The organism is Microcoleus sp. Pol11C3, from assembly GCF_036701485.1.
In the GTDB taxonomy this organism is placed as follows: Bacteria; Cyanobacteriota; Cyanobacteriia; order Cyanobacteriales; family Microcoleaceae; genus Microcoleus.
Genome location: NZ_JAUBQW010000105.1, coordinates 1 through 22,270, shown reverse-complemented (window position 1 = coordinate 22,270; position 22,270 = coordinate 1). Strand labels below are relative to the sequence as shown.

At 44.9% G+C, this 22,270-nt stretch carries 16 protein-coding genes; 9 read left to right on the top strand and 7 right to left on the bottom strand.

Annotated elements, in window-relative coordinates:
- Positions 1-98: 98 nt before the first annotated feature.
- Positions 99-974, bottom strand: a complete 876-nt coding sequence (locus QUA40_RS21015; protein WP_333129382.1) for a DNA adenine methylase — start codon at positions 972-974, stop codon at positions 99-101.
- A gap of 274 nt (positions 975-1,248) precedes the next feature.
- Between QUA40_RS21015 and QUA40_RS21010 the strand changes: the two genes are divergently transcribed.
- The 5 genes from QUA40_RS21010 to QUA40_RS20990 all read left to right on the top strand — a co-directional run bounded on the left by QUA40_RS21010 (position 1,249) and on the right by QUA40_RS20990 (position 3,042).
- Complete coding sequence (locus QUA40_RS21010) at positions 1,249-1,452, top strand: DUF751 family protein (RefSeq protein WP_190657763.1); 204 nt, start codon at positions 1,249-1,251, stop codon at positions 1,450-1,452.
- A gap of 71 nt (positions 1,453-1,523) precedes the next feature.
- The gene (locus tag QUA40_RS21005) at positions 1,524-1,712 is read left to right on the top strand and encodes a hypothetical protein (protein ID WP_333129380.1); all 189 of its coding nucleotides are present in this window, start codon (positions 1,524-1,526) and stop codon (positions 1,710-1,712) included.
- 83 nt (positions 1,713-1,795) lie between these two features.
- Positions 1,796-2,188 (top strand): PadR family transcriptional regulator, encoded by a 393-nt coding sequence (locus QUA40_RS21000; RefSeq protein ID WP_333129378.1) that lies wholly within the window; start codon positions 1,796-1,798, stop codon positions 2,186-2,188.
- 15 nt (positions 2,189-2,203) lie between these two features.
- On the top strand, positions 2,204-2,335 hold the full coding sequence (locus QUA40_RS20995) for a hypothetical protein (RefSeq protein ID WP_333078057.1): 132 nt from the start codon (positions 2,204-2,206) through the stop codon (positions 2,333-2,335).
- A 173-nt stretch (positions 2,336-2,508) separates the two neighbouring features.
- Positions 2,509-3,042, top strand: coding sequence for a cofactor assembly of complex C subunit B (locus tag QUA40_RS20990; RefSeq protein ID WP_333129375.1), 534 nt, complete (start codon positions 2,509-2,511; stop codon positions 3,040-3,042).
- A 327-nt stretch (positions 3,043-3,369) separates the two neighbouring features.
- On the opposite strand, the gene QUA40_RS20985 is transcribed toward QUA40_RS20990, so the two are convergent.
- Both QUA40_RS20985 and QUA40_RS20980 read right to left on the bottom strand, forming a co-directional pair.
- Positions 3,370-3,693, bottom strand: a complete 324-nt coding sequence (locus QUA40_RS20985; protein WP_006635576.1) for a DUF3155 domain-containing protein — start codon at positions 3,691-3,693, stop codon at positions 3,370-3,372.
- A 106-nt stretch (positions 3,694-3,799) separates the two neighbouring features.
- Entirely contained in the window at positions 3,800-3,967 is a 168-nt protein-coding gene (locus tag QUA40_RS20980; protein WP_333129373.1) for a hypothetical protein, read from the bottom strand.
- Between the two features lie 121 nt (positions 3,968-4,088).
- Here QUA40_RS20980 and QUA40_RS20975 point away from each other — a divergent pair, with 121 nt between their 5' ends.
- Positions 4,089-5,477: an ATP-binding protein gene (locus tag QUA40_RS20975; RefSeq protein ID WP_333129372.1), complete on the top strand. Its 1,389-nt coding sequence runs from the start codon at positions 4,089-4,091 to the stop codon at positions 5,475-5,477.
- Positions 5,478-5,505: 28 nt separating this feature from the next.
- The gene (locus QUA40_RS20970) at positions 5,506-6,198 is read left to right on the top strand and encodes a hypothetical protein (RefSeq protein WP_333129370.1); all 693 of its coding nucleotides are present in this window, start codon (positions 5,506-5,508) and stop codon (positions 6,196-6,198) included.
- Between the two features lie 275 nt (positions 6,199-6,473).
- On the opposite strand, the gene QUA40_RS20965 is transcribed toward QUA40_RS20970, so the two are convergent.
- From QUA40_RS20965 to QUA40_RS20955, 3 genes are all read right to left on the bottom strand, one after another.
- A complete protein-coding gene (locus QUA40_RS20965; RefSeq protein WP_333129368.1) occupies positions 6,474-8,009 on the bottom strand; it encodes an ATP-binding protein in 1,536 nt (511 codons plus the stop codon).
- A 170-nt stretch (positions 8,010-8,179) separates the two neighbouring features.
- Positions 8,180-13,495 carry an ATP-binding sensor histidine kinase gene (locus QUA40_RS20960; RefSeq protein ID WP_333129366.1) on the bottom strand — a complete coding sequence of 1,772 codons (5,316 nt, stop codon included), beginning with the start codon at positions 13,493-13,495 and terminating at the stop codon, positions 8,180-8,182.
- A gap of 984 nt (positions 13,496-14,479) precedes the next feature.
- The gene (locus QUA40_RS20955; protein WP_333129364.1) at positions 14,480-19,351 is read right to left on the bottom strand and encodes a CHAT domain-containing protein; all 4,872 of its coding nucleotides are present in this window, start codon (positions 19,349-19,351) and stop codon (positions 14,480-14,482) included.
- A gap of 412 nt (positions 19,352-19,763) precedes the next feature.
- Here QUA40_RS20955 and QUA40_RS20950 point away from each other — a divergent pair, with 412 nt between their 5' ends.
- Positions 19,764-19,958 carry a hypothetical protein gene (locus QUA40_RS20950; protein ID WP_333129362.1) on the top strand — a complete coding sequence of 65 codons (195 nt, stop codon included), beginning with the start codon at positions 19,764-19,766 and terminating at the stop codon, positions 19,956-19,958.
- Between the two features lie 105 nt (positions 19,959-20,063).
- Here the strand turns inward: QUA40_RS20950 and QUA40_RS20945 are convergent, their stop codons facing one another.
- Positions 20,064-20,354 (bottom strand): hypothetical protein, encoded by a 291-nt coding sequence (locus tag QUA40_RS20945; protein ID WP_333129359.1) that lies wholly within the window; start codon positions 20,352-20,354, stop codon positions 20,064-20,066.
- Positions 20,355-20,574: 220 nt separating this feature from the next.
- Between QUA40_RS20945 and QUA40_RS20940 the strand changes: the two genes are divergently transcribed.
- On the top strand, positions 20,575-22,170 hold the full coding sequence (locus tag QUA40_RS20940) for a nucleoside transporter C-terminal domain-containing protein (protein WP_333129357.1): 1,596 nt from the start codon (positions 20,575-20,577) through the stop codon (positions 22,168-22,170).
- Positions 22,171-22,270: the final 100 nt, after the last annotated feature.

The window sequence follows — 22,270 nt, the reverse complement described above, 5'->3', positions numbered from 1 at the left end:
TGCACTTTATTCTCGATCGCGCGCTCAAAACCCAGGCTACCTCAAGTGCGATCGATATATTCAGCAAGCCCTAATTAGAGACTTTGCTTAAGTAAGATTTAAAATGAACGTATTAATAATTCTTTGATTTTTCCGCGCTTGTAACTATTAGAATTAATTCCCCTAGATGCTGATATTTCAATGAGTTGGGGGGTACGATGTCTTTGAAAAACTTGACTATCGCTGTATATTTTCTCGATGAAATCGCAGTTAGAATTAGACAGCAGAACTTTTACGCCGCGTTCTGCAAGTTCGACCAAAATATCTCTCAGTTTAAGCTGTTCAGATTCTTTGAAATTATCCCGGCTGTAAGTCGTAAAGTTACTGGTGGCACTGATTGGATAATAAGGCGGGTCAAAATAAACAAAGTCTTCGCTGCTTGTAGCAAAATCCAAAATTTCCTCGAATTTTCTGACTTCTATTTGAGCGGGCGCGAGTAAAGATGACACCGATCGCAGTAAATCTGCTTGACAAATGTTAGGATTTTTGTATCGACCTATGGGAACATTAAATTCACCTTTTGAGTTTTCTCTGTAGAGGCCGTTGTAACAAGTTTTATTTAGGTAAATCAGGCGTGCTGCTTTTTCGGTATCTGTTTTGTAGGAGTGCGATCGCACCCAGTAATAATAATCTTTATTGTCCTTGGTATGTTCTAACTGATGCTCCTCTAAAAGTATAATCACTTCCTCAACTTTATCCTTGACACAGCGATAAGCATTAATCAACTCAGGATTAATATCTGTTAAAACAGCTTGCAAACCAGGGTGCTGCTGTGCTAAGTAAAAAAATACAGCTCCGCCACCCAAAAAAGGCTCGTAGTAAGTTGTGAACTTTTCAGGAAAATAAGGTTGATATTGTCCAATCAACCTAGTTTTGCCTCCTGCCCATTTCAGAAAAGGACGTGGCAAGACGAAAGAAGGTGCGGAAGCAGACATTTATCTAGAAATAACGGCCCTATAATATTTATCACAACTAGAACTCAATAGAAATACTTCTGAAGTTCTTACCGGAGGTGGCGTGGCATTAAACAGACAGTGCCCGATCGATCGGCGAAAAGTTTTCGTTAGAATTATATATGTCAGCCTCGCCGGCAAAAATGCCCGATCGCCCGATCGGCAGATTTAGCTCTGGCTGTGCCAAAATTGTCTAACTCGCTCACAAGTGTTACCAGTCAAAGATCGAGCTGTGACACTTTACCCCACCAAGCTCATGCAAGATTTTATTAATAACGTCTCTCGCTACCCGCGCTTTTTCATTACGATATGTCTGGGAATTTTCTTTTTCCTGTTCGAGCGACTCAAACCCCTGCTCGATCGACCAGCAACTGCGATCGCCCTGATTAGTTCAATTGTAGCGACTTTTGTCTTTCTAACTTTTACACTGCGGGCTATGTTAGGCCTGAGTTCGGTTTAAAGCCAAGCTAGAGCGCCAACATCAACGGCAAATTCAGTTAAAACACTAACTCCCAAAGTAACTGCCAACTCTTGCAGGCGATCGCACACTTGACAATAGTCGCTGCGATAGATTGGAAGAGCAACAAAATTGGGCTAGTTACGCCAGTGCGGCTCAACCAAGGCGCAGGCAAACATTACCGAAGTGCAGGACAAGCGTTTGGGGCTATCTACATTCACTGGGGAAATACTGCACCTCTGTTTCCCCGGTGTCCCACTTAATCATTAGGAAGCGGCACACCCCGCCCCGCTTTCCTCTCCCGTTAACCTGACGGTATCACGAGAGTTTCCAGCGGACAAGACAGATGAAGTTTGAACATATCTATCAATTTTTTCAAGACCCCCCTCCTGTTTATCTAAACAAGGAATTAGCGGTGTGTTACATTCTCTCCGTGTTATTGCGCGGAGATTCCTACGGTACAGAACTGATTGGCCAACTAGAGAGGGAATTCCCCATCTACCGACTTTCTGATACCGTTCTCTACAGCGCTCTGAAGTTCCTCGAAGATGAAGGCGTAATCACAGGTTACTGGAAAAAAGTAGAAGGACGAGGCCGCCCCCGCCGGATGTATCAAATCCTCGCTGAGTGGCGGCACCAAGCTCAAGACCTCGCTCGTCTCTGGCATGAGTACATTGGTCAGGGAAACGGCGCGTCAGGGCGTCGCTCCCACGCCTTAGAAACTGGTCACACAGGTTAGCCGAGTTGGAATCGGATGCCTAAACCCTGGAGATGCTGGCGCTACTTGCAAAGCGATTTGCCTTCCTTGCCTTCGCTTTGCTCGATCGCCCGCCGCACAGCGATTAAAGCAGCTACACTACGTCAGGACTTACGCATTGTCACTTGAGAATTAGCGACGATGGGGAGATATGGGAATTGGGTGATGGAGAGAAAAACGCCTTGCTACAAAGCTTTCTGCGAATTTGGATAACAAAGTGTCTGCGTAAGTCCTCGATCGCTTTCGTATGTAAATTTCTGTAAAGTAATAGTAGATAATTTCAATTACACAAACTTCTACCGATGGATACTACTGTTCTTTCTTCAACGTTTTTAATCACGCTGCTGCTGGCTGTGGGCTTGTTTTTCTTCATCAAGGCCTCAGTCAAAGCTCGAATCGAACAAATCAAGCTGGCTTCCGAGAGCGCCCAAGAGTCACTGTTAACCCAGCTACAAGAGTATTTTGCTTCTAGGGCTTACCGAGTTGTAGCCGTCGATGCTCCCAACTATAAAGTCACTTTTGAAGGTTTTGTGCGGCCTAGTTGGTTTTTAACTATTTTTCTAACCATGCTAAGTGCAGGTGGCACTCTGTGCTTGGGACTGGTTTTGGGAATGCTAGTTCCCCAGCAGGGCCAAATTTTCCTAGCTTTGGTACTGCTATCCCCGCTGGCGGGGGTATTTTACTGGAAAAAAGCTGGACGCTCTGAGCAAGTCTCCCTCAAACTCGAATCAGTTGCTGAGTCTGGAAGCCAAACCAAGAGCTTTGTTACTGTCCGAGCTCACCGCGATGAACTAGCAGCCATGCAAAAAGCTTTAGATTTGAAACCGCTCGATTAAAAGTTGGGCGCGGAACGTTTTTTGATATGCTAGATGCCGTACTTAGACTTCGATCTGAAAAACCGATGACTAAAGAGCGGCTTTTTCGTTGGCTGTTTGTGTGATTGACAACACAGTCAAAAAAAAACCATTATCGTGAAAGTGCCAATTGTGGCGATCGCCCTTGGGCTGCGATCAAGCCTGTTGCGATGGCTCCTTATACCCTAATTCTTAAGGACTTTTCGCAGAAATTTCAGTTGGCACTCTCCAGACAATGAGAACTCTAGCGCTTTTGTTAAAAGAGTTAGAAAAACATTGCTGTCAATGTTTTGAGCTAAACATTTTGATCTATGCGCGACTGGCTGACACCACAGGAATTTTTTCTGTGGTAGCTTCCAACATCACCTTTAAGCTGGGAAACAAGAAATGATTCTCTTCTACGTATTGGGCTCCAAATAAACCTTTTTCAGCCCAGAAGTATCTGTCAGTGGTATGCTCGTTACGCTTGACTAACAGCAAAGCTGGGGGAGCAATGCCTTCAGCATGGATGAACTTACGAGCGGCTGTTACGGGTTTATCTTCGCCGCTCTCGATGCTATATTGAGGCACACACTCTAAAATTCTGCGTCCTTCTTGTCGGCGGCGACTCTTGCGTTTGCGTCTCCTGGCCAATTTCTTTACCTCCTCTGTGAGCAGACAGTATGAGCAGACAGGTTGTAATGATAGCTACCAAATCCGAGGTCAGTATATCCGTTATAGCTCAAAATTTCAACTGTTTTTAATATATCGACATAATCTTAACATTCGTGCCGATCGACAAAAGTGTAGCGGTTGTGGTATGGCTGGCCACAAGTTCCGCCAAAAGCCAAGCTTGGGGATCGGTGGAAACTGCGCGGACGGCGATGCGGGGCAATTTTGGTTCATGAAAGCCCAATGCCTTCAACATAGCTGCCTTCTATCAAAGGGAAGAAACCTGAAATCTAGAAGTATCTCATCAGTAATCGGTGACCGATCATTTGTAATTTACTTAGAATTCCGTTAGATATCTTAATGTGGCGCTCATGTTAATGCCAGCCAGTTCAGAATTTGTCAAGCTTTGCCGATCGCAGGTGGCGATCGCCGTCAGTTTGGGCGCGACATTCAGCGCGGTATACCTGACACAAGAGTTGGTAGAAGGCAGCGAAGCAAAGTTGGTGCCGATCGCGGTTTACCCAGAAACCTCAGCCGAATCGGAAGAAAATCAGGGGTTGAGGCTGCAATCTTCCGAAAGTTCGACAGTGAAACCCGTGCCGCGGCTGCTGGCGCCGCCGGTTCTTCCTGTGGAAGAATCAACGGTGGGGGTGATCGCGCCCGAACCGCTTCCGGCTAATGAGCGGAGTTCCTATCAGTGCCAAGGCCCGGAGAATTTGTGGCAGCAGCGCAGGCAAATTGTGACGCCTCTGATACACGAGGGATCTGTAATGGGACTCCTAGTCAGCGGTCGGCAAGACAGGCCTTGGAACGAGCCAGAAGAGGCTCAGATACAACAAATTGCTCGCACCTTAGCCCTCGCCTGCATTTTAGACCAGCGATCGCAGTGGATGCAGCAGGAATTGGGTTCGGCTCGGCAAATCCAGGCTCAGGTTTACGACACGATGCACAATTTGCTGCACCAGTTCAAAAGTCCGCTGACAGCGTTGCGAACTTTTGGCAAGCTGTTAGCGCGGCGGCTGGTACCGGAAGACAAAAACCGCAATGTGGCTTTTAGTATTGTCCGAGAGAGCGAGCGCCTGCAAGAGTTGCTCGGTCAGTTCGATCGAACTGTTGACACCGGCGAAGCACATCTAAAACTGCGATCGGGCACTTCAGAAAAAGCAATCTCCAATGTGGAATCAATCCGGCATTCTCCTCTGTCGCTGTCACCTGTGGCCAATTTGGAGGAATCCTGTTTTGTTACAGAAGTCTTAAAACCGCTGTTAACTTCCGCCGAGGCGATCGCATCTGAAAAGAATCTGAAATTGGTAGCCGACCTGGAGGCGGATTTGCCACCAGTCTCAGCGAACGATCGAGCTTTGCGCGAAGTTTTGAGCAATTTAATTGACAATGCTTTGAAATATACCCCTGCCGGCCGCCAAATTTATATTAAAGTAAGGTACACAGCAGCCGATGGCGATCGGGCAGGATACAGCCAATTGCCTGCCATAGCAGTGGCCGTCAGCGACACAGGTTCCGGCATTCCCCCCCAGGATTTAGAGCATTTATTTGAGCGGCACTACCGGGGAGAAAAAGCGCAGACAGAAATTCCCGGCACAGGATTGGGTTTGGCGATCGCCCGCGATTTAGTCCGCCAAATGCAAGGAGAAATAGAAGTATTTTCCCCAGTCAATCCTGAATGGTTGCCCTCTGCAGAAACTAATTTATTATATCCAACGGATCGCGGCACTACGTTTGTGGTTTGGCTGCCGGTGAATAAGTAACGAACTCTATTGCTTAGAGACATTTTTTATGAAGCATCTGCCTTTATTCGATAAAATTCCCAAGTTTTCCAATTCTTTAGAATTTTTCAAAAAAAACTTTTTTTGTGTCCCGTTTTTAGCAGCTTTCAACACTCTGACTGTCCTGGTGTTGGTCGGCCTGAGCCTATACGCCAAACTCAACAACAAGGGAGACGCAGTTGAACGCCTGTTTAGCGATCCTTTTAATTTCTGGTTCCCTTACGAAGGCATTCTCACCGGAGTTTCCGAAGTCCTCTGGTGCGTGCCAGTCGCAGTTTGTGCATTTACTTTTGGAGTGTTGCGCCAGAAAAATCCGCGCAGTCGAGCGGCGATCTTCTTATTTTTTAGTGCTTTACTACTCGGAGTCTTTTTCCTAGATGACAGGTTTCGGATGACTTTGATTATTTCTCGGTTGGGAATATCTAAGAAATTAATTTATTTGTGTTATGGTAGTGCTGTTTTCCTTTACGGAGTTAAGTTTTGGCGATACATCAAAACCACTCCTTACCTGCCATTAGTCGTAGCATTTCTCTTGTTCGGGATCTCCCGGTTTGAGGATATTTATGAGTCTCAAAGTCTAGGAGTACACGCGATGTTAGAAGATGGCACTAAATTATTAGCTCTTCTGAATTTATCACTGTATTTTTGGCACATATGTCATCAAGAAATCGGGCGGCACTTACGGCAAAGCGAAAAGCGTTGATCGCCTGCATTGCATTGCATTACATTACTATACAAAAAGCCGTTTCTGAATTAGGGTATCACTAAGCAACGCCAGCGATCGCATAAAAGCAAAATAATTTCTTTGATTGTGATAGGGAATCGGAAGATTAGCAAATTGTAGATATAGCAATCCTAAATCATTTATGAATTTCTTACTCCCTCCCCGCGGGTTCGGGGAGGGTTGGGGTGAAGTAAAAAGTTTACGACTCCTGCAAGGATGTCTATATGAGCAATCAATTCAGTCAGATAAGTTTTCTAGGCATTCGCTACGGCCGGGATATTAGTGGCTCTACAGATAGTCGGCAGATCAATAATAAACTGCGTTCCCTGCTCTGGCGTAGAAATACACTCCAATTGACCGCAGTGTTTTTCTATCAGAATTTTTCGGCTGATGGACAATCCCATGCCTGTACCTTTTCCTATGGGCTTAGTAGTAAAAAAGGGAGTGAAAAGTTTAGCACGAACTTTCTCGGTCATGCCCACACCATTATCAGAAATTGTTACCAGGATGTGGGAAGCCGAGCTAATGTTGTCATGCGAATTCCCCGGTACAACTTCAGTATGAATCAAAATCTGGGGGTGAAAAACTGTACCATTTTCTCTACTTGCTCGCTCTTCCAAAGCATCTATAGCATTCGCTAAAAGGTTCATAAACACCTGATTAAGCTGACCTGCATAACAGTTCACAAGCGGCAATGCCCCATAGTCTTTTATCACATTAATAGCAGGTCGATCAGACTTAGCCTTTAGTCGGTGCTGTAAGATCATCAAAGTGCTATTAATGCCTTCGTGGATATCTACTGATTTAATTTCAGTTTCATCCAACCGCGAAAAATTGCGTAGAGAGTGAACAATATTGCGAATGCGTTCGATCCCTAACTGCATGGAAGAAAGCAATTTTGGTAAATCATCTATGATAAATGGTAACTCTGCATCTTCTATTTCATGGACAATTTCTGCTTCGGGTTGCGGGTAATACCTTTGGTAAAGATTCAACATATTAATGAGTTCTTTAATATAGTCGTTGGCGTGGGAGAGATTGCCGTAAATAAAGTTAACCGGATTGTTGATTTCATGAGCGACACCTGCAACTAATTGACCGAGACTAGACATTTTTTCACTTTGAACTAACTGGAGTTGTGTTTCTTGCAGTTCTTTGACAAAATGTTCTAAGGCAAGAGATTTTTGGTGTTCTTTTTCTTGACTGATACGGAGTGCTTTCTCTACTTGTTCGCGCCGCTCTATTTCCGACTGCAATTTATGACTTAGAGAAAAACTTCTCAAAGCTGTTAGCATCGTAGTGTATAGCTTTGATGTCGTTAATTCAGTTTTAGTTTTATAGTCATTAATATCGTAATTGATAATAATGCTTTTTTCAGGTACTTGTCCGGGTTGACCCGTGCGTAAAATAATTCGCACTAACTGGTTGCCTAAAAATTCTCGGACATATTTAACAAAGTTTAAGCCAGCATCATCTGTTTCCATAATTACATCAAGTAAGATGATGGCAACATCAGGATTTTCTTGGATTAGCTGTTTAGCTTCACGAGCGGAGTAAGCATTAATGAAAGTTAAAGATTTATTTTCAAAGACAAACTTCCTTAACGAAATTTCGGTAGCAGTGTGAACTTGATCCTCGTCATCTACAACTAAAATTTTCCAACTTTCAGTCAGCTTTTCTTCTGTGGTTTCATCTGCAAACAATATCTCGTCATCCGAGTCGATTACTTCGGCAAAGTATACTGTTTCTGCAGATGGTTGAGTTAAGAAATCGTCAAAATCACTTTTCATTGCTGTACACCTTTATTTTTTACTAATGTTTAGGTTTGAAGTTAGAAAACCTGTTAAGAAAAAGGCAGAAGGGAGAAGAGTTAGACAGCAACCGTTTCAGTCATCTGTATTTGACTTTTAATGAGCTGGAATGACTTAGTTATCTTGGGCAGTAAATCGGCAGTGGATATCTACATTTGTGAATCAATTTGCAGGGGTAATTTAATAATAAACTTGGTTCCTCTTCCCACCTCACTTAGACATTCAATTTCACCTTTGAGTTTTTGGGTGACTAAATTGTAGACAATATGTAACCCTAACCCACTGCCACCTTGACCACGCTTAGTGGTAAAGAATGGCTCAAAAATTTTACTTAAGTTTTCTGGGGGAATACCTTTACCTTCATCGGTGTATTCAAACCTTAACCGATTACCTTCTTGCTCCCAAGCAAAGATTAGTTCCCCAGAAATCCCTGGTTCGTAGGCATGAATCAGAGAATTAATTAGCAAGTTTGTCACCACTTGGGACAAGGCTCCTGGATAAGAATCTATAGCAATTTTGCCATCTCCCTTAATTTTAAGCGAATGTTGGCTATTTTTCAACTTTGGTTTTAATTGTAATAAAATTTCATCAAGATAAGGTCTGATCTGGAAAGTACGTCGTTCTTCGCTAGAGCGATCGACTGCTACTTGCTTAAAGCTTTGAATCAATGCTGCCGCCCGATCTAGGTTAATTAGAAGTGCCTTACTGCTTTGACTAGCAATATCGACAAACTCTTCTAAATCCGAGCGCTTCATTTTCCCACTTTTATAAATAGATACAAATTCGGTGGTATTTTCTGCTAAAGCTGAAGCAACAGTGACACCCACTCCGATAGGAGTATTAATTTCATGGGCAACACCAGCAACTAATCCTCCCAGAGATGCCATTTTTTCAGATTCGACTAGCTGAGTTTGGGTGGCTTTTAAAGCCTCTAGGGTGTTCGATAATTGTTGAGTACGATCGCTCACTAATTGCTCTAAGTTTTGATTAAACTCCTGTAAATTTTTGTAAAGTTGAGCATTCTCAATAGAAATAGCAATTTGGGCAGATAACAGTTTTAACAATTCTAGGCGATCGGTAGTAAAAGCCCCCTCAGTCAAATTATTTTCCAAATAAAGAAGGCCAGTCAGCTTACCTTGGTGTAGCAGAGGAGTACAAAGAATAGACTTCGGTTGAGTAGCTGTAATATAAGGATCGCGAGTAAATTGTCCTTCTAGAGTGGCATTATTTAACAACACATTTTCCTGGGTACGAATCACATAATTGGCGATCGCACTTGCCAGCAAAGGAGTTCCCCCAGAAGCTGCTGTTGAATTGAGAGGAAGCGATCGCAGCACACTAACTTCATCCTCCTTCACCGAACCTTCCGCCTCAATCGCCCAGTTTCCCGATTTTTCTAAAATCAAAAAGCCTTTTTGGGCGCCAGCATTTTCGATCGCAATTTTCATAAATCTTTCCAGCAGCCTACTCAAAACTATTTCACCCGAAATCGCTTGCGAAGCTTTCATCACAGTAGTTAAATCTAACGTATCTCCCAAATTGCTGCTAGTAGTAGTAGCGTTAATCGTTGTTCGGTTAACTTTTGTTTGAGTGGTTGTCTTCCCTGAAGTTCTCGCGATTAATTGGGGATATTTTTTCTCCAAACTCTCCACTTTACGTTTAGCACCCCAGTATTGGTAGCCATAGTGAGCTTTAGTCAAGTAGATTTGGGCAAATTCTTCTTTGTCTTTCGCCAACCAGAACTTAGCAGCCAGTTCCGCCGCCAGCGCTTCATTCTGAATAAAATCATGCTCTCTGGCCTGGGCTATCGCGCGATCGTACAAATCCATCGCCTCCAAATCTCGACCTGAAATTCTCGCCATTTCTGCCGCCACTAGCGAGAATTTATGTGCAAAACTTTCCGAGCAGTTGTCCGCCCAAATTTTGATTTGTTTCTGATTAGCTTCTAATTGCTCCCAGTAATCTTTTCGCTCCGATTCAGAAACGTCTGAATACAGAGCAGTTAAGATTAGACAACGGTAAAAATGATGGTGAGCACTAGAAATATGACCCATCAAATAATCGAGCAGTTCTGCCGCGCGATCCGATGCTTCTAGGGCCTCACTATACTGTTCGTAAAGATATAAAGTCTGTGCTTTTAAAACATAAAACTCGCATAGCGCTGCCATACTTTTACGGCTGTGAAAATTTTCTAAATGCTGTTTTTCGCTAACTTCATCCTCTTCGCCCATCAAATTTAAAATCGCTATCTTATTAGCAATAATAATATCAATTGCCCAGTGATTTTTAGTTTGCTCGCAAAAATGAAGCGACTTGCCAATATCTTCCAAGAGGTTATTCAAATTCATGCCCTGGAAGAAATAGGTAATGGTTTGAAACATCCGGTTATAACCAGTCCATTGCAAATTGCCCGATTGCAAGCCAACTTTGTAACCTTCGTTATTAATTTCAGCCGTGGTTTTGAGCGGTCTCACCCAGCAGTTTAAGTAATTGGCAAATATCACACTATCTTGGCAGTTTTGAGACAAGTTATTTGAATTTTCGCTGAGAGTCAGAGCCAGTTTGCCAAACTCATAAGCCGATTGGTAATCCCCTAAAATTGAATTTAGGATAATTCCATAACATGAATAGCAGTAAGACCCTCCCGCTACAAAACCGTACTTGAGAGAAAGATTAATCGCTTTGATCACAGTCAACTTCCACAGCTCTTGAGATGAAAAAAACGTTAGCGGCCCCATGTTTCCCAATAATTTCATGGCCATTTGTTGTGCCGGATCTTTCATCTTTTCTGCATGAATTAATGAAGCAATTTCTTGGTTTGCCAAGTTGGCTTTAGCTGCCGCCATTTCCGCATTAACCGCCGCGTTTAAATTATCTTCAGCCAAGTCTATGCCCAGCAATTGAAGGGCTTTTAAGCCAGATTGAACAGCTTCTTCATATTTACTCAGCAGAGTGTACTGCACGATCAAAATGTTGTAAATTTCGGCTTTTTCTAGATCAGATTTTGCCCGGGCAAATGCCAGTTGTATTAAAGCTTCTGATTCTTCAAAATTGCCGTTTAAATATTCGGCCTCTGCCAGCTCCTTATGAAAGGTAAAAGCTAGTTCGTAGGATTCTTGCCAAATATCGCCCGGTAAAATTTCTCGACCGATTTTTAAGTAGTCTCTGGCAGCAGCATAAGCCGTGGCATCTTTGGCTTTGCGACCGGCTGTTAAATTTAAAATAGCTAGTTCAGTTTTCTCGTGAGCATCAATAATTAAATTTCGCCCAGAATTTAAATGATCGGCAATTTCAAAAAGTCTTTCGGCTCGTCGCTCAGGAGAAATATTTGCCAGTAACAGGCGACCAATTTGTAGGTGAATTGCTGTTTGCAGCTTTGAGTCAATCAAAGCGTAACCTGACTGCTGCACGCGGTCATGCAAAAATTTATAAGTAGTAATTACCAGGTCTGAATTAATTATTTCTGATTCGGTAGCGCCTAACTCAGAAGTAGTTAGAATTAATCCATCTTGGATGGCTGGCAAGAGTTCTTGAAATGTAGCGCCCCAAGATTTTTCATTAATAATTGAAAGAGTGTTTAAGTCAAAACTATTACCCACGCAAGCAGCCAAACGCAAAACTTGCTGAGTTGATAGGGGCAGTTTTTTCATTTTGCCCAGCATCAATTCAATGACGTTATCAGTAATACCTACTGATTCTATTTCTGAAATATTCCAATCCCAGTTTCTTTGTTGAAAATTGAATTTCAGCAGGTTTTCTTGATAGAGAGTTTTGAGAAACTGATTGACAAAAAAAGGATTGCCTTGAGTTTTATTGAGCACTAAATCTGCTAGGGGGAGCGCGGAATTTGTGTCTTTCCGAACGGTATCAGCAATTAAGTTACCTATCTGCTGAAGGTGTAAGGGAGCTAAAGTAATTCGCTCGATTCTTGCACCTTGATTTTGCATCTCATCCAAGGTCATCATTAAAGGATGAGATGGGTTAACTTCGTTGTCTCGATAAGCACCAATTAGAAATAGATATTTCGTTTGCTCATCTGCCATCATTACTTGTAGCAATTTCAATGTAGCGGAATCAGCCCATTGTAAATCGTCGAGAAAGATGACTAAGGGATAGTCAAATGAACAAAACACGCGGATGAATTTTTGAAATACTAAATTAAAGCGGTTTTGTGCTTCTGTAGCGCCTAATTCTTGTACGAGCGGCTGTTTGCCAATGATTAATTCTACTTCAGGAATGACATCTACAATAATTTGACTATTAGCGCCCACAGCAGCTAATATTTTTTCTTGCCAGGTATTGAGTTGATTTTCGCTTTCAGTTAAGAGTTGCTTGACTAATGATTGAAAGGCTTTGACAACTGCCGCGTAAGGGATATTTCGTTGAAATTGGTCGAATTTTCCGGCAATGAAATAACCTCTGGCTTTAGTAATTGGTTTATAAACTTCTTGTACTAAGGCGGATTTACCAATGCCAGAGTAACCGGATACTAGCATCATTTCGGTGCTGCCCCTGCTGACTCGCTCAAAGGCTCCTAATAAGGTTTCAACTTCTGTTTCTCTGCCGTAGAGTTTTTGAGGGATTTGAAACTTATCTGTAATATCTTTTTGGGCGATCGCAAAATCTGCAATCCCTCCGGTAGTTTTTAATTTTTCTAGGCATTCTTCTAAGTCAGCGATAATTCCCCAAGGGCTTTGATATCTGGCTTCTGCGGTTTTCGCTAATAGCTTCATCACAATATTAGAAACAGCTTTAGGAATTGCTAGATTGATTTGATGGGGCGGTACTGCTTGTTTGGCAATGTGACAGTGGATTAATTCCATTGCATCGCTGTAATCCCAGGGCAATTGCCCCGTTAGCATTTCGTAAAAAGTGACTCCTAATGAGTAAAAATCAGTGCGATAGTCTATCGATCGGTTCATTCTGCCTGTTTGTTCCGGCGATATATAGCTCAGAGTGCCTTCTAAAACATTAGGACTTTTAAGGGTAGGATTTTCGCGCTTTAAAACAGTAGAGATACCAAAATCTATAATTTGAACTAGCCCTGTGGTTGAGTTAATAATAATATTGCTGGGATTGATATCTTTATGAATAATTTTATGTTGATGAATTTGACCTAAAGCTCGGGTTATTTTAATAGCTGTTAAGAAAAACTCTTCTAATGTAAGTTGGTGAGAAGCCAACAAGAGCTTTAATGATTCTCCACCATTATCCTCGAAAATAATAGCCAAACTGTTATGGTATCTTTCTAATCTGTAGGTTTTAGGCACACTTTCTAGGTTAAGATTGTGTGTAATTTCGTATTCCTGCTTGTATCTGACTAACGAAGCTGGCATCGGATAATCTTGTTTGAGAAATTTGAGAATTACCCGTTGGTTGTCTTGCTTTCTCAGTCCCCGGTAAACTAAAGAATTATTACTTTCATGGATTTGGTTAGTAATCTCGTAGCCAGCTAAGTTAATCATTATTGCAGCCTCTTTTAAGTATTAATACTTATGTTTACGAAGTGTCAATTTATTAAGTTCATGTATCTTCTAATACATAAATACCCTAAAAATTAAGAAAAACTTAAGCTTTAAAAGAAAAGTTATTTTTTATTTACATTTCTTAATAAAGTACGGATAAAGATGCAGGAAACAGAGTGAAGTGCGATCGCTAGTGCGATCGCTCCACTGTTTCCTGCAAAATCCGGCAAAACAGAGTGAAGTGCGATCGGCGTTAGTCTTCCTAGGAGATGTGTTGCATAATTAGAGTATAAATAGGGGGAATTATATCGATTCCGGTTGCACTCCTTATCATTGTTGACTGTTGAGTGTGAGTCAAAAAAATGAAAATTGCGCGAATTATTTGTTGGAAGCTTGATTCGACTTTACGCCCGACGATGAAGCGCGGATTTAATATCATTCCGGTGCAGCCGGAATTGATATTACCATGTAATGAAAGCGAGTGCACATCACCCCATATAGCAATCCTTGCAGGGAGCATCTCATATTTGTAAAAACACTTCTTCTGGCTCCTTCTTTCTTCCTTCTGACTCTTTCCTCCTGGCTCCTAACTCCAATTTCTAGCTAAGCTGCAAATCTGCGTGAATCAGCGTCACTCCCTTGTCATCTGCGGCCTGAGAAATTCTCTTTTTTTTACCGCAGATGAGGGCAGGTTCACACGGATTAACGCAGATGAATTAGATCAAGTCCGGTTGCACTATCCGTGATTGTTGACCCTTCGGCTTCGCTCAGGGCATCGCTGTTGACTGGATTTTACTATTCCGATGCTACCGGAATTGATATGATAAGCTGTTGCGGCATTTAAATTGTATGTCAAAAAACCATCAAACAACGAGTGGGGAGTAGGGTTGGGTGTCCCGCCCGCCTCGAATATGCACTTTAAATGCGCGACAGTTTACCCTGATTCAGCAACGCCTCTTTTTCCTTTTTCATTCCACATCTTCACTACCAAGGATTGCCAATCATTGTAAAGGCGGCCCAATAATAAGGATGCGAAAGCAGTCGATCGCCCCGCGCCGCAATTTCCGGAGGCAAATTTAGACTCATAGAAAGCCCTTCGACTCGCAGCATCCCGTCTTGAATCCGCACACGCCCCTGCAACATCTCCAATTGCGCGCGCCGCAAAGCCTCCGCTTTAATCATCAAATTGCCACCGCGTCTGGGGGCCCGCAACTGCCGGTAAAACTCCGTCATCAGCCCCAAAGTCCCCTCATCGCTGACTTCCCACAAACTCGCCAAAGCCGATTTAGCACCGCTAGCTACCGCCAAACCCGCAAACCCCAATTCCGCCTCTTCGTCGCCCAAAGCGGTACTGCACGCGCTTAAAACTAACAGATGCACTGGCGGTTCATTCCACCGCAACTGTCGCATTTGATCGAGGCGTAATTTAGTATCCCACAACTGAATATAAGAATTTTTTGGTTCACCGGGCTGGAATTCGCTGTGAGTTGCTAAGTGAATGATGCCAAAAGGTCGATTTGCCCGCTGATCTTGCAAATTTCTGAGAGTAAAATCTTGATTCAAAAATGATTTTCCGCGATCGGGCGGCGCGATCGACTCTAACTCCACCGGTACCGCTGGTAATGGCGCTTTATCTTCAAATACCGACGCCCCCATTGCCAAAATTTCATCATCCGCAATATTGTCGTAGGCGATATCAGTTAAACTCAGACTCGGCATCACGCTAATGCTGTATTTCTCAACTAAAAAGCCTTTGCCGTCGTGAAGGGCCGCAAACGGCACGCTTCGCAAACCTGCTGCCGGAATTACAATTAAATTGTCAATCTTTAAAGCTGTCAATTCAGCAGCAACTGGCGCAATTAACCACCGATAAAGTTTTTGCGCCGTATCCAAATAACTAAGGCTGCCTCTCTTTCGGGGATTAGTTATTTCGCTTTGCAGGGCGTCGGCTAGTTGCAACACCTGCCAGCGCGTTGTCGCCGGAATTAAAACGCGCTGCGGTTGAGCGTTAGCTGTTACTAACACTAATTCTAAAAGCTCCCCATTAGGAACATCGGAAACTTCTTTGCCATCCGGCTGCAGCCTCTGGGTCAACTTATCTTCTAACGGATGAGGAGGCTGGGATGCGAGGTTTTTTCTCACAGGCAGTAGATTAGATAAATCCTGACTGGCTACCAGCACCGAACCATTTTCTTTGGCGGCACCTGCATCCGCTCGGCTGACCCAATTCATATAAATAATGGCAGATTTTATCCCGGTAATTTGTTCATTTTTGCGAAGATTTTCGTAAATTACCGACATATTACTAATCGGTCTTCTGGCGGGCAAGTCCAGATATTTTTCGTACTCGCGAGTAAAGATTTCCTCAAATGCTAAAACTCCCGAACCGGCCGAATCTAGCCTGCGAGAAGGAGCGAAAATATCCTGGCTAATTTCGGGAGTTTTGTATCGACCTTGCGATCGCAATTCTACTTGCAAAGATGCAGGAAGTGACAGCGCCGGATCAGGATTTACGGGGGCTACTGGCACTACAAGCGGTTCGGGAATTGGTGCGGGAATTGGTGCGGGAATTGGGTCGGGAATTGGTGCGGGAATTGGGTCGGGAATTGGTGTAGGAGTAGAGGGCGGGCCGGGTGTAATTAGGGAAATCTGATTTGGTAAACTTCCTTGGGTGTAAGTTTGTCCAAAAGAAAAAGTGGGCAAAATGGCGTTTCCCGCGCCAGCATTAATGCTTCCCTTGGTTCCATTGTCGATCGCGCCGCCAACTACAAACGGTCGATCGAGAGCGCCTCCGTGGCGAATTGCGACTGCCCCCGCCCCCGCACCTCCAGCAGTAGAAATACTGGAAGAATTGCCCGATATATCGTTGAAAACATTGTTCGAGCCAAACAAACCGAGGGTGGTCACATCAACGCTGCCACCACTACCACCAGGGCCACCTTGAGCATTGATAAAGCCCAACTGAATGTTATCAATCGCGCTCAGGGAAACGCTTCCGCCGTTGCTGTTTGAAGTGCTGCTGGAGTTGAGATCGAGAGCCGAAATGCCCGCTGAAGAGTTGACAGCAATATTTCCGCCGATCGCCCCCGAAGCGTTCAAAGCTCCCGCAGTTAAAGGCCCAGCATTGCTTTTGAGAGCGATCGCGCCTCCAGTTCCCGACACTGACGACGAGTCGATCGCACCCGCAGCAACAGTATTCCCCTCAACCCGAATGCTCCCACCGTTCGAGGTAATATTACCAGTCCGAACCTTGCCACTTCCTTGCAGATTCACGCTGCCGCCATCCGTCCTTAAATTACCCTCTAAGAGGACATTTGCTGCCTTGATATTGGCTCCCAAAGTGGCGGTGCTGTCCCCCCCGAAGGTAGCGGAATCTCGGGTGTTAACGCTCAAACTGCGCGCTGCAATTGTGGAAGCAGCCGTCACGCTAGCAGCGTCAGCCGAGAGCAGGCCCAACCTCTGAGTTTGACCGACTCTGCCGTCAAAAGTAATGTTGCCGCCAGCGCGCAGCGTCAAATTATTTGCTCGGCCCGGCGTGCTGTCGAGGGTATTGGCAAAAGCGATATTGCCGGTAGTAGCGGCTAGGGTGGCGGTGCGATCGACTGTGACGGCACTGTTGAAAGTCATGTCTCCAGATGTCGCAATATTGCCCGAAACCTCGGTACTGCGGGCGTTGACACTCAAACTCGCCAGCGGTACAGCTTGACCGACTGTAGCGCCGAACCGCACTCGCTGAGCGTCGAGTCTCAGGGCGCGAGATCCGTCTAGGCTACCGGAAAACAGAATGTTGCCGGTAGCTTGAGTGCTCAAAGCCACGTCAGCATTGAGGGATGCGTTTCCTGTAAAAGTGAGATTGCCGCCGGATGTCGTAATGTTGGCGCCGAGATCGGTTTGAGGCGCGTCGAGAGTCAAGCTAGCGCTGCCGCTTGTACTCAGGCGATTGTTGATCGCGATCGAGCTGCCTTGAAGTGTCAGCGGGCTGTTGAAGGTAATGGGTGCGACGATCGCGATCGAGCTGCTGTTTTCGCGCCCGATCGCGATCGAACCCAAATCCCCTGCCAAAGCGCCGATATCCGTTGCCGTCAAGTCCAAAATGCCCAAAATATCGCCAGTGCCACCGATCCGAATTGCTCGGTTATCGTTGGGTTGCAAGCGAATTGTTCCCCCCGCACTGCTGACAGAATTGCTGCCGCCTCTGAAGTCAATGCCGTTAGCAGTGATAGCGATATTGCCGCCATTAGCATTGAGTCCACCCAGAGAGATGCTGCTGGCAAAAAAGTTGATGTTGCCACCTTGAGTCTCGATTGAGTCCTTGGGATCATTGACAAAAAACACTCCGCCCGCTCTAAATGTTACGGTGTCTCCGGTTCTCGCTTGCAGCGAAAGTTTGTTATCGGGCAAGTCTTGGAGGGTGATGTAGCCCGGGGTATCTAGAACCACGTTGCTGCCGGCCGCCATCTGTTCCAACTGCACTTCTGAGATCGATGTTTCGTTGGGTTCTGGTGCCACTTCGAGTCCGCCACCAGTCGAACCCCCGCTAGTGTCGCCGTTACCGCTGACGATCGTAATATTTGCCGGATCGAGGAACAAATTGCCGATCGCACCGTTAGTCGCGCGGGTATCGACCTCTCCTTGGAAAGTTAAAGCATTTTTGCCCGAAACTTCTACTCTTCCGCCGTTACCTGCGGCGATGCCCCCGCGAGCACTAATATTGCCGAAGAAGCGAGTTGTATGGTCTGACCAAATTACCGCAGTGCCGCCATTACCACGGTCGATCGCGTTTGCTGCGATCGTAGAATCAGGACTAACATAAGTTACCTGAGCATTTGGCACTGGTTCCATCCCCCGCCAACCGCCTCCGACGCGCACCGTACCTCCGCCGTCAGTCCCGGAAGCATTGATATTTGCGCCGAAGAGTCCGACTTTTTCGCCTAAAATATTGACTGTGCCGCCAGCATTCCCAGAAGGGCCAAATACATTTACAGAACCCGAGACGATCGCACTTCCCCCATTTATCGCCACTGTTTGGCCGCCAGTCAGTACCAATTGACCTTGTTCGTTACTCGTTAAACCTGTGGCTGACGCTACGCCGGGGCCCGTTAGCAACTGAGGCAAAGAAACCGGGGCGATCGCCGATTTTTCTGCCTGCCAAGACGGAGTAATCTCTAAACTCAATAAATTGCCAACTTGACTGATACGGACTGCATTTTGTCCCGGAACAGCAGCCACAGTAATTTGACCGTTGGGAGCGGATAATTCTCCTGTATTAATAACGGTGCCGCCGAGCAAAGTTAAACTTTGCCCGCTGCCAACTACCAAGTTTCCCGCATTGACAATTGCACCGACTTGTGAGTTATTAAAATTAAATTGATTAGGATTTCCCAGTAAAGCTTTGTAATCATTAATTCCGGCAGAATTGAACCAGCGATCGCCGAAACCAATACCTGTAGCCGTTGTTGCGAAAAAAGACCCCGGCACGTTTAATCTAGCATTTTGACCGAAGACAATTCCGGCCGGATTCATTAAGAATAAATTCGAGTTGCCGCCGCTTACAGAAATCAGACCATTAATTATGGAAACATTGTCGCCGGAAATCCGCCCTAAAATGTTTTGAATATTTGGATTAGTTAGAAAATTAGCAATTTGACCTTGGCTGAGATTAAATTGGCTGAAGCTGTGAAACAGATTTGCCCCGTTTCCTGACAGTTGCCCGCCGCTAATGTCTGTGCGATTTTGCTCGGACTTAACAAGAGTATTCGTGCCGTCAGTAGCAGGAACTACTGGTTGCGATCGCACTGCTAGCGGTAGCAGCCCAAAACCTAATGTCAAAATTAGAGCAGAACGAAAATAGGTCATTGGAGGAAGCCATTAGTCATTAGTTCTTAGTCATTAGTCATTAGTCATTAGTCATTAGTCTTAGCCGGAAGGAAGAGGGAATTCACAAAAGCTAATTCTCCATTACCAATTTTAATCTCTTCTCGTTTTGATTTTTTTTGAGCTGTAATGTTCCGCCCAAGTGCCAATAAACTTAAAAAGGTCGATCGAACACCGCCACCGCCGGTGTTCGATCGCACTCCAAAACCACCCGTTGCCAGAATGTCGGAAATTTAACGCAAATTTTGTATTGATCTGTAACCAGTGTATTGACAAAATCCCCCCAGAGTTTTATGATTGGAGCACTGATTGGGTGGGATAGCAAAAATCCACACCATAACTGGCTCCTCTAATAAAGTTAAAAACAAAATATTGATGCTTTTAGAGACCAACCATGCAAACTCCAGCTTTCTCATTTCTAACTGAACAAATAGTAGAGCAGATATTTTCGTCAGGCGAACTGACTCGCGATGACAGACAGCGAATTCAGTCCATGCTGTTAAATGAGTCGATCGGCGAAAATGAATTGAGCTTAATTGAAAGAGTCATGGAAGGCGTAGTCAAGGGAATACTTGACGTGATGAATTAGTTGATAACTGGCGCTAATATATCTAAATTTAGGGTGCGCCTCGGCGCACCTTAGCCTAATTTTAAATAAAATCGAAAAGCGAAAAGCGAAAATTCTGTCACCGTTCTAAAAATCATCATCCGGGCCGTCATCCGGGCCGTCATCCGAACTCTGATCACGACGCACAAGTTCAGAAGGAGGCCTATCGTTACTCCAAGCCCACCACACACCGCCACACTGGCAGCGATAAAATTCTTGCCACTTGCGGCGGTTGAACTCGGTGTATACTGGCGATCGGCGATTAATCCATACCTCAGCCGCATCCGTGCAGCTAGCGCGGCACTTGGGACAGCAAAACTCATTAGCGTGAACCGCCGTCGCAGTCCATTCAGGAGGATGTGGAGCAAAAGCTTCCATGTGTTAGAGTTTCTATCTAAACTGCTGGTAATTACGGCAAATCAAGGGTTGCTAAAGATCCGCAGAGTTCGGAATCACCTAAGCAATGACATAAGTACGCTGTTGAGTGCGTAATTTATCTGCCCCTTATTTTTTTTAGCATTTGCCGTCAGATGAATAGTATAACTGATGTGGTGCAAGCTGTCGATCGGCATTCTCAGCTATTTCAAGGACTAGGCTCATGTCTATCTACAACTTTATCTCATTTCTGGGCATCTTTGGCTTATGTGCGATCGCCTGGATTTTTTCAGAAAACCGACAGTCCAAGTATATTCCTTGGCGCGTCATCATCTGGGGCATTGGTCTGCAATTAGTCTTAGGATTTTTAGTATTCCTGTTCCCCCCAACTCGCATCGCCCTAGAGTGGTTTAGTAGCTTACTGGATGGAGTATTCACCGCTGCTGACACTGGAGCGAGGTTTGTCTTCGGGAGCAATGTTGTACCAATACCTGGTAAAGATCCGCCAGTTAATTTAGGATATATTTTTGCCTTTCGAGCTTTACCGACAGTAATCTTTTTTTCAGGTCTGATAGCCTTGCTTGATAACATCGGCGTGATTCAAATTGTCACCGAATTTTTTACCAAAATATTTTATCTGACAATGCGGTTGAGCGGCGCGGAAGCACTTAGCGGCGCCGCCAATATTTTCCTAGGAATTGAAGCCGCAATTGTCATCAAGCCTTATTTGCCAAAAATGACTCGTTCCGAACTTTGTGCCATCCTATCTTGCTGTTTTGGGACGGCAGCTTCTTCAACTTTAGCAATTTATGTCAGTTTGATGAAGCCAGTTTTTCCAAATATTTTAGGGCATTTAGTTTCAGCATCAATTATCGCCATTCCCGCTTGTTTTGTCCTCTCCAAACTCTTAGTACCGGAAACCGAAGTGCCGCTGACAATGGGGGGCATTCCCAGGGAATACCCGAAGCCCAAACGCAAAGAATTTGTGGGCGAAGAAATTGCCGAACATGACGGGCAAATTTTTAAACAAGAGACTGTAGGGGGATCACCAATCGAACGAGTCAGCCCTTTGGATGCAGCGATAATCGGCGCCTTGGACGGGGTGAAAATGGCAGTCGCCATCGCCGCTGTTCTGATTTTAATTTTGGGCTTGGTTTCCTTGGTAAATCAAGCTTTTGGAGCGTTGGCCAGCTTGGAAAATTCAGATAATATTATTTTACAGATGATCGGCACAATCTTTAGTTTCGTAACCCTGCAAAACATTCAAGGAGTCTTGTTTTACCCGCTAACCTTGTTAACCGGAGTTCCCCTTGAGGATTCTTGGATAGCATCAGTCATCATCGGACGGCGGCTTTTAGAAACGGAGATTCCGGCTTATCAAAGTTTAGCAGAAGCGGCGGCGAAAGGACTGGTGAGCGATCGTACAGTTTTAATTGTCAGTTACGCCCTTTCCGGCTTCGCCCACATTGCCTCCGTCGGCATATTTGTCGGCGGCACGATCGCCCTAATTCCCTCCCGCCGCAAAGACATTTCCGAACTCGGTTGGAAAGCATTATTTGTCGGGACTTTAGCGACCCTGATGAGCGCTTGCATCGCCGGCATCTTCTACACCGGAGACGCCAGTATTTTAGGCGCTAAAACAGCCCCTGCTGCACCGCTAACAGCCCCTGGTTCTCGGAAATCATCGGCATCCCCAACCGCGAATTCAAAGCCGTCAGTTGCCCCAGCAATTGCCAGTCCGAAGCCTTCGGCTAATCCCGAAAAAGCTGCTCCCAGAGATCAAGAATCTCCCTCTCCTGCCTCCAAGAAAAACCCTTAAATGAGCTACGGGAAAAGGACAGGGCAATGCCGTGTCCCTTGTATGTTAAGAGTAGTCTGGTGGAAGACGATGAAAAAGTCTATCTGCTTCGGTCAGGTGA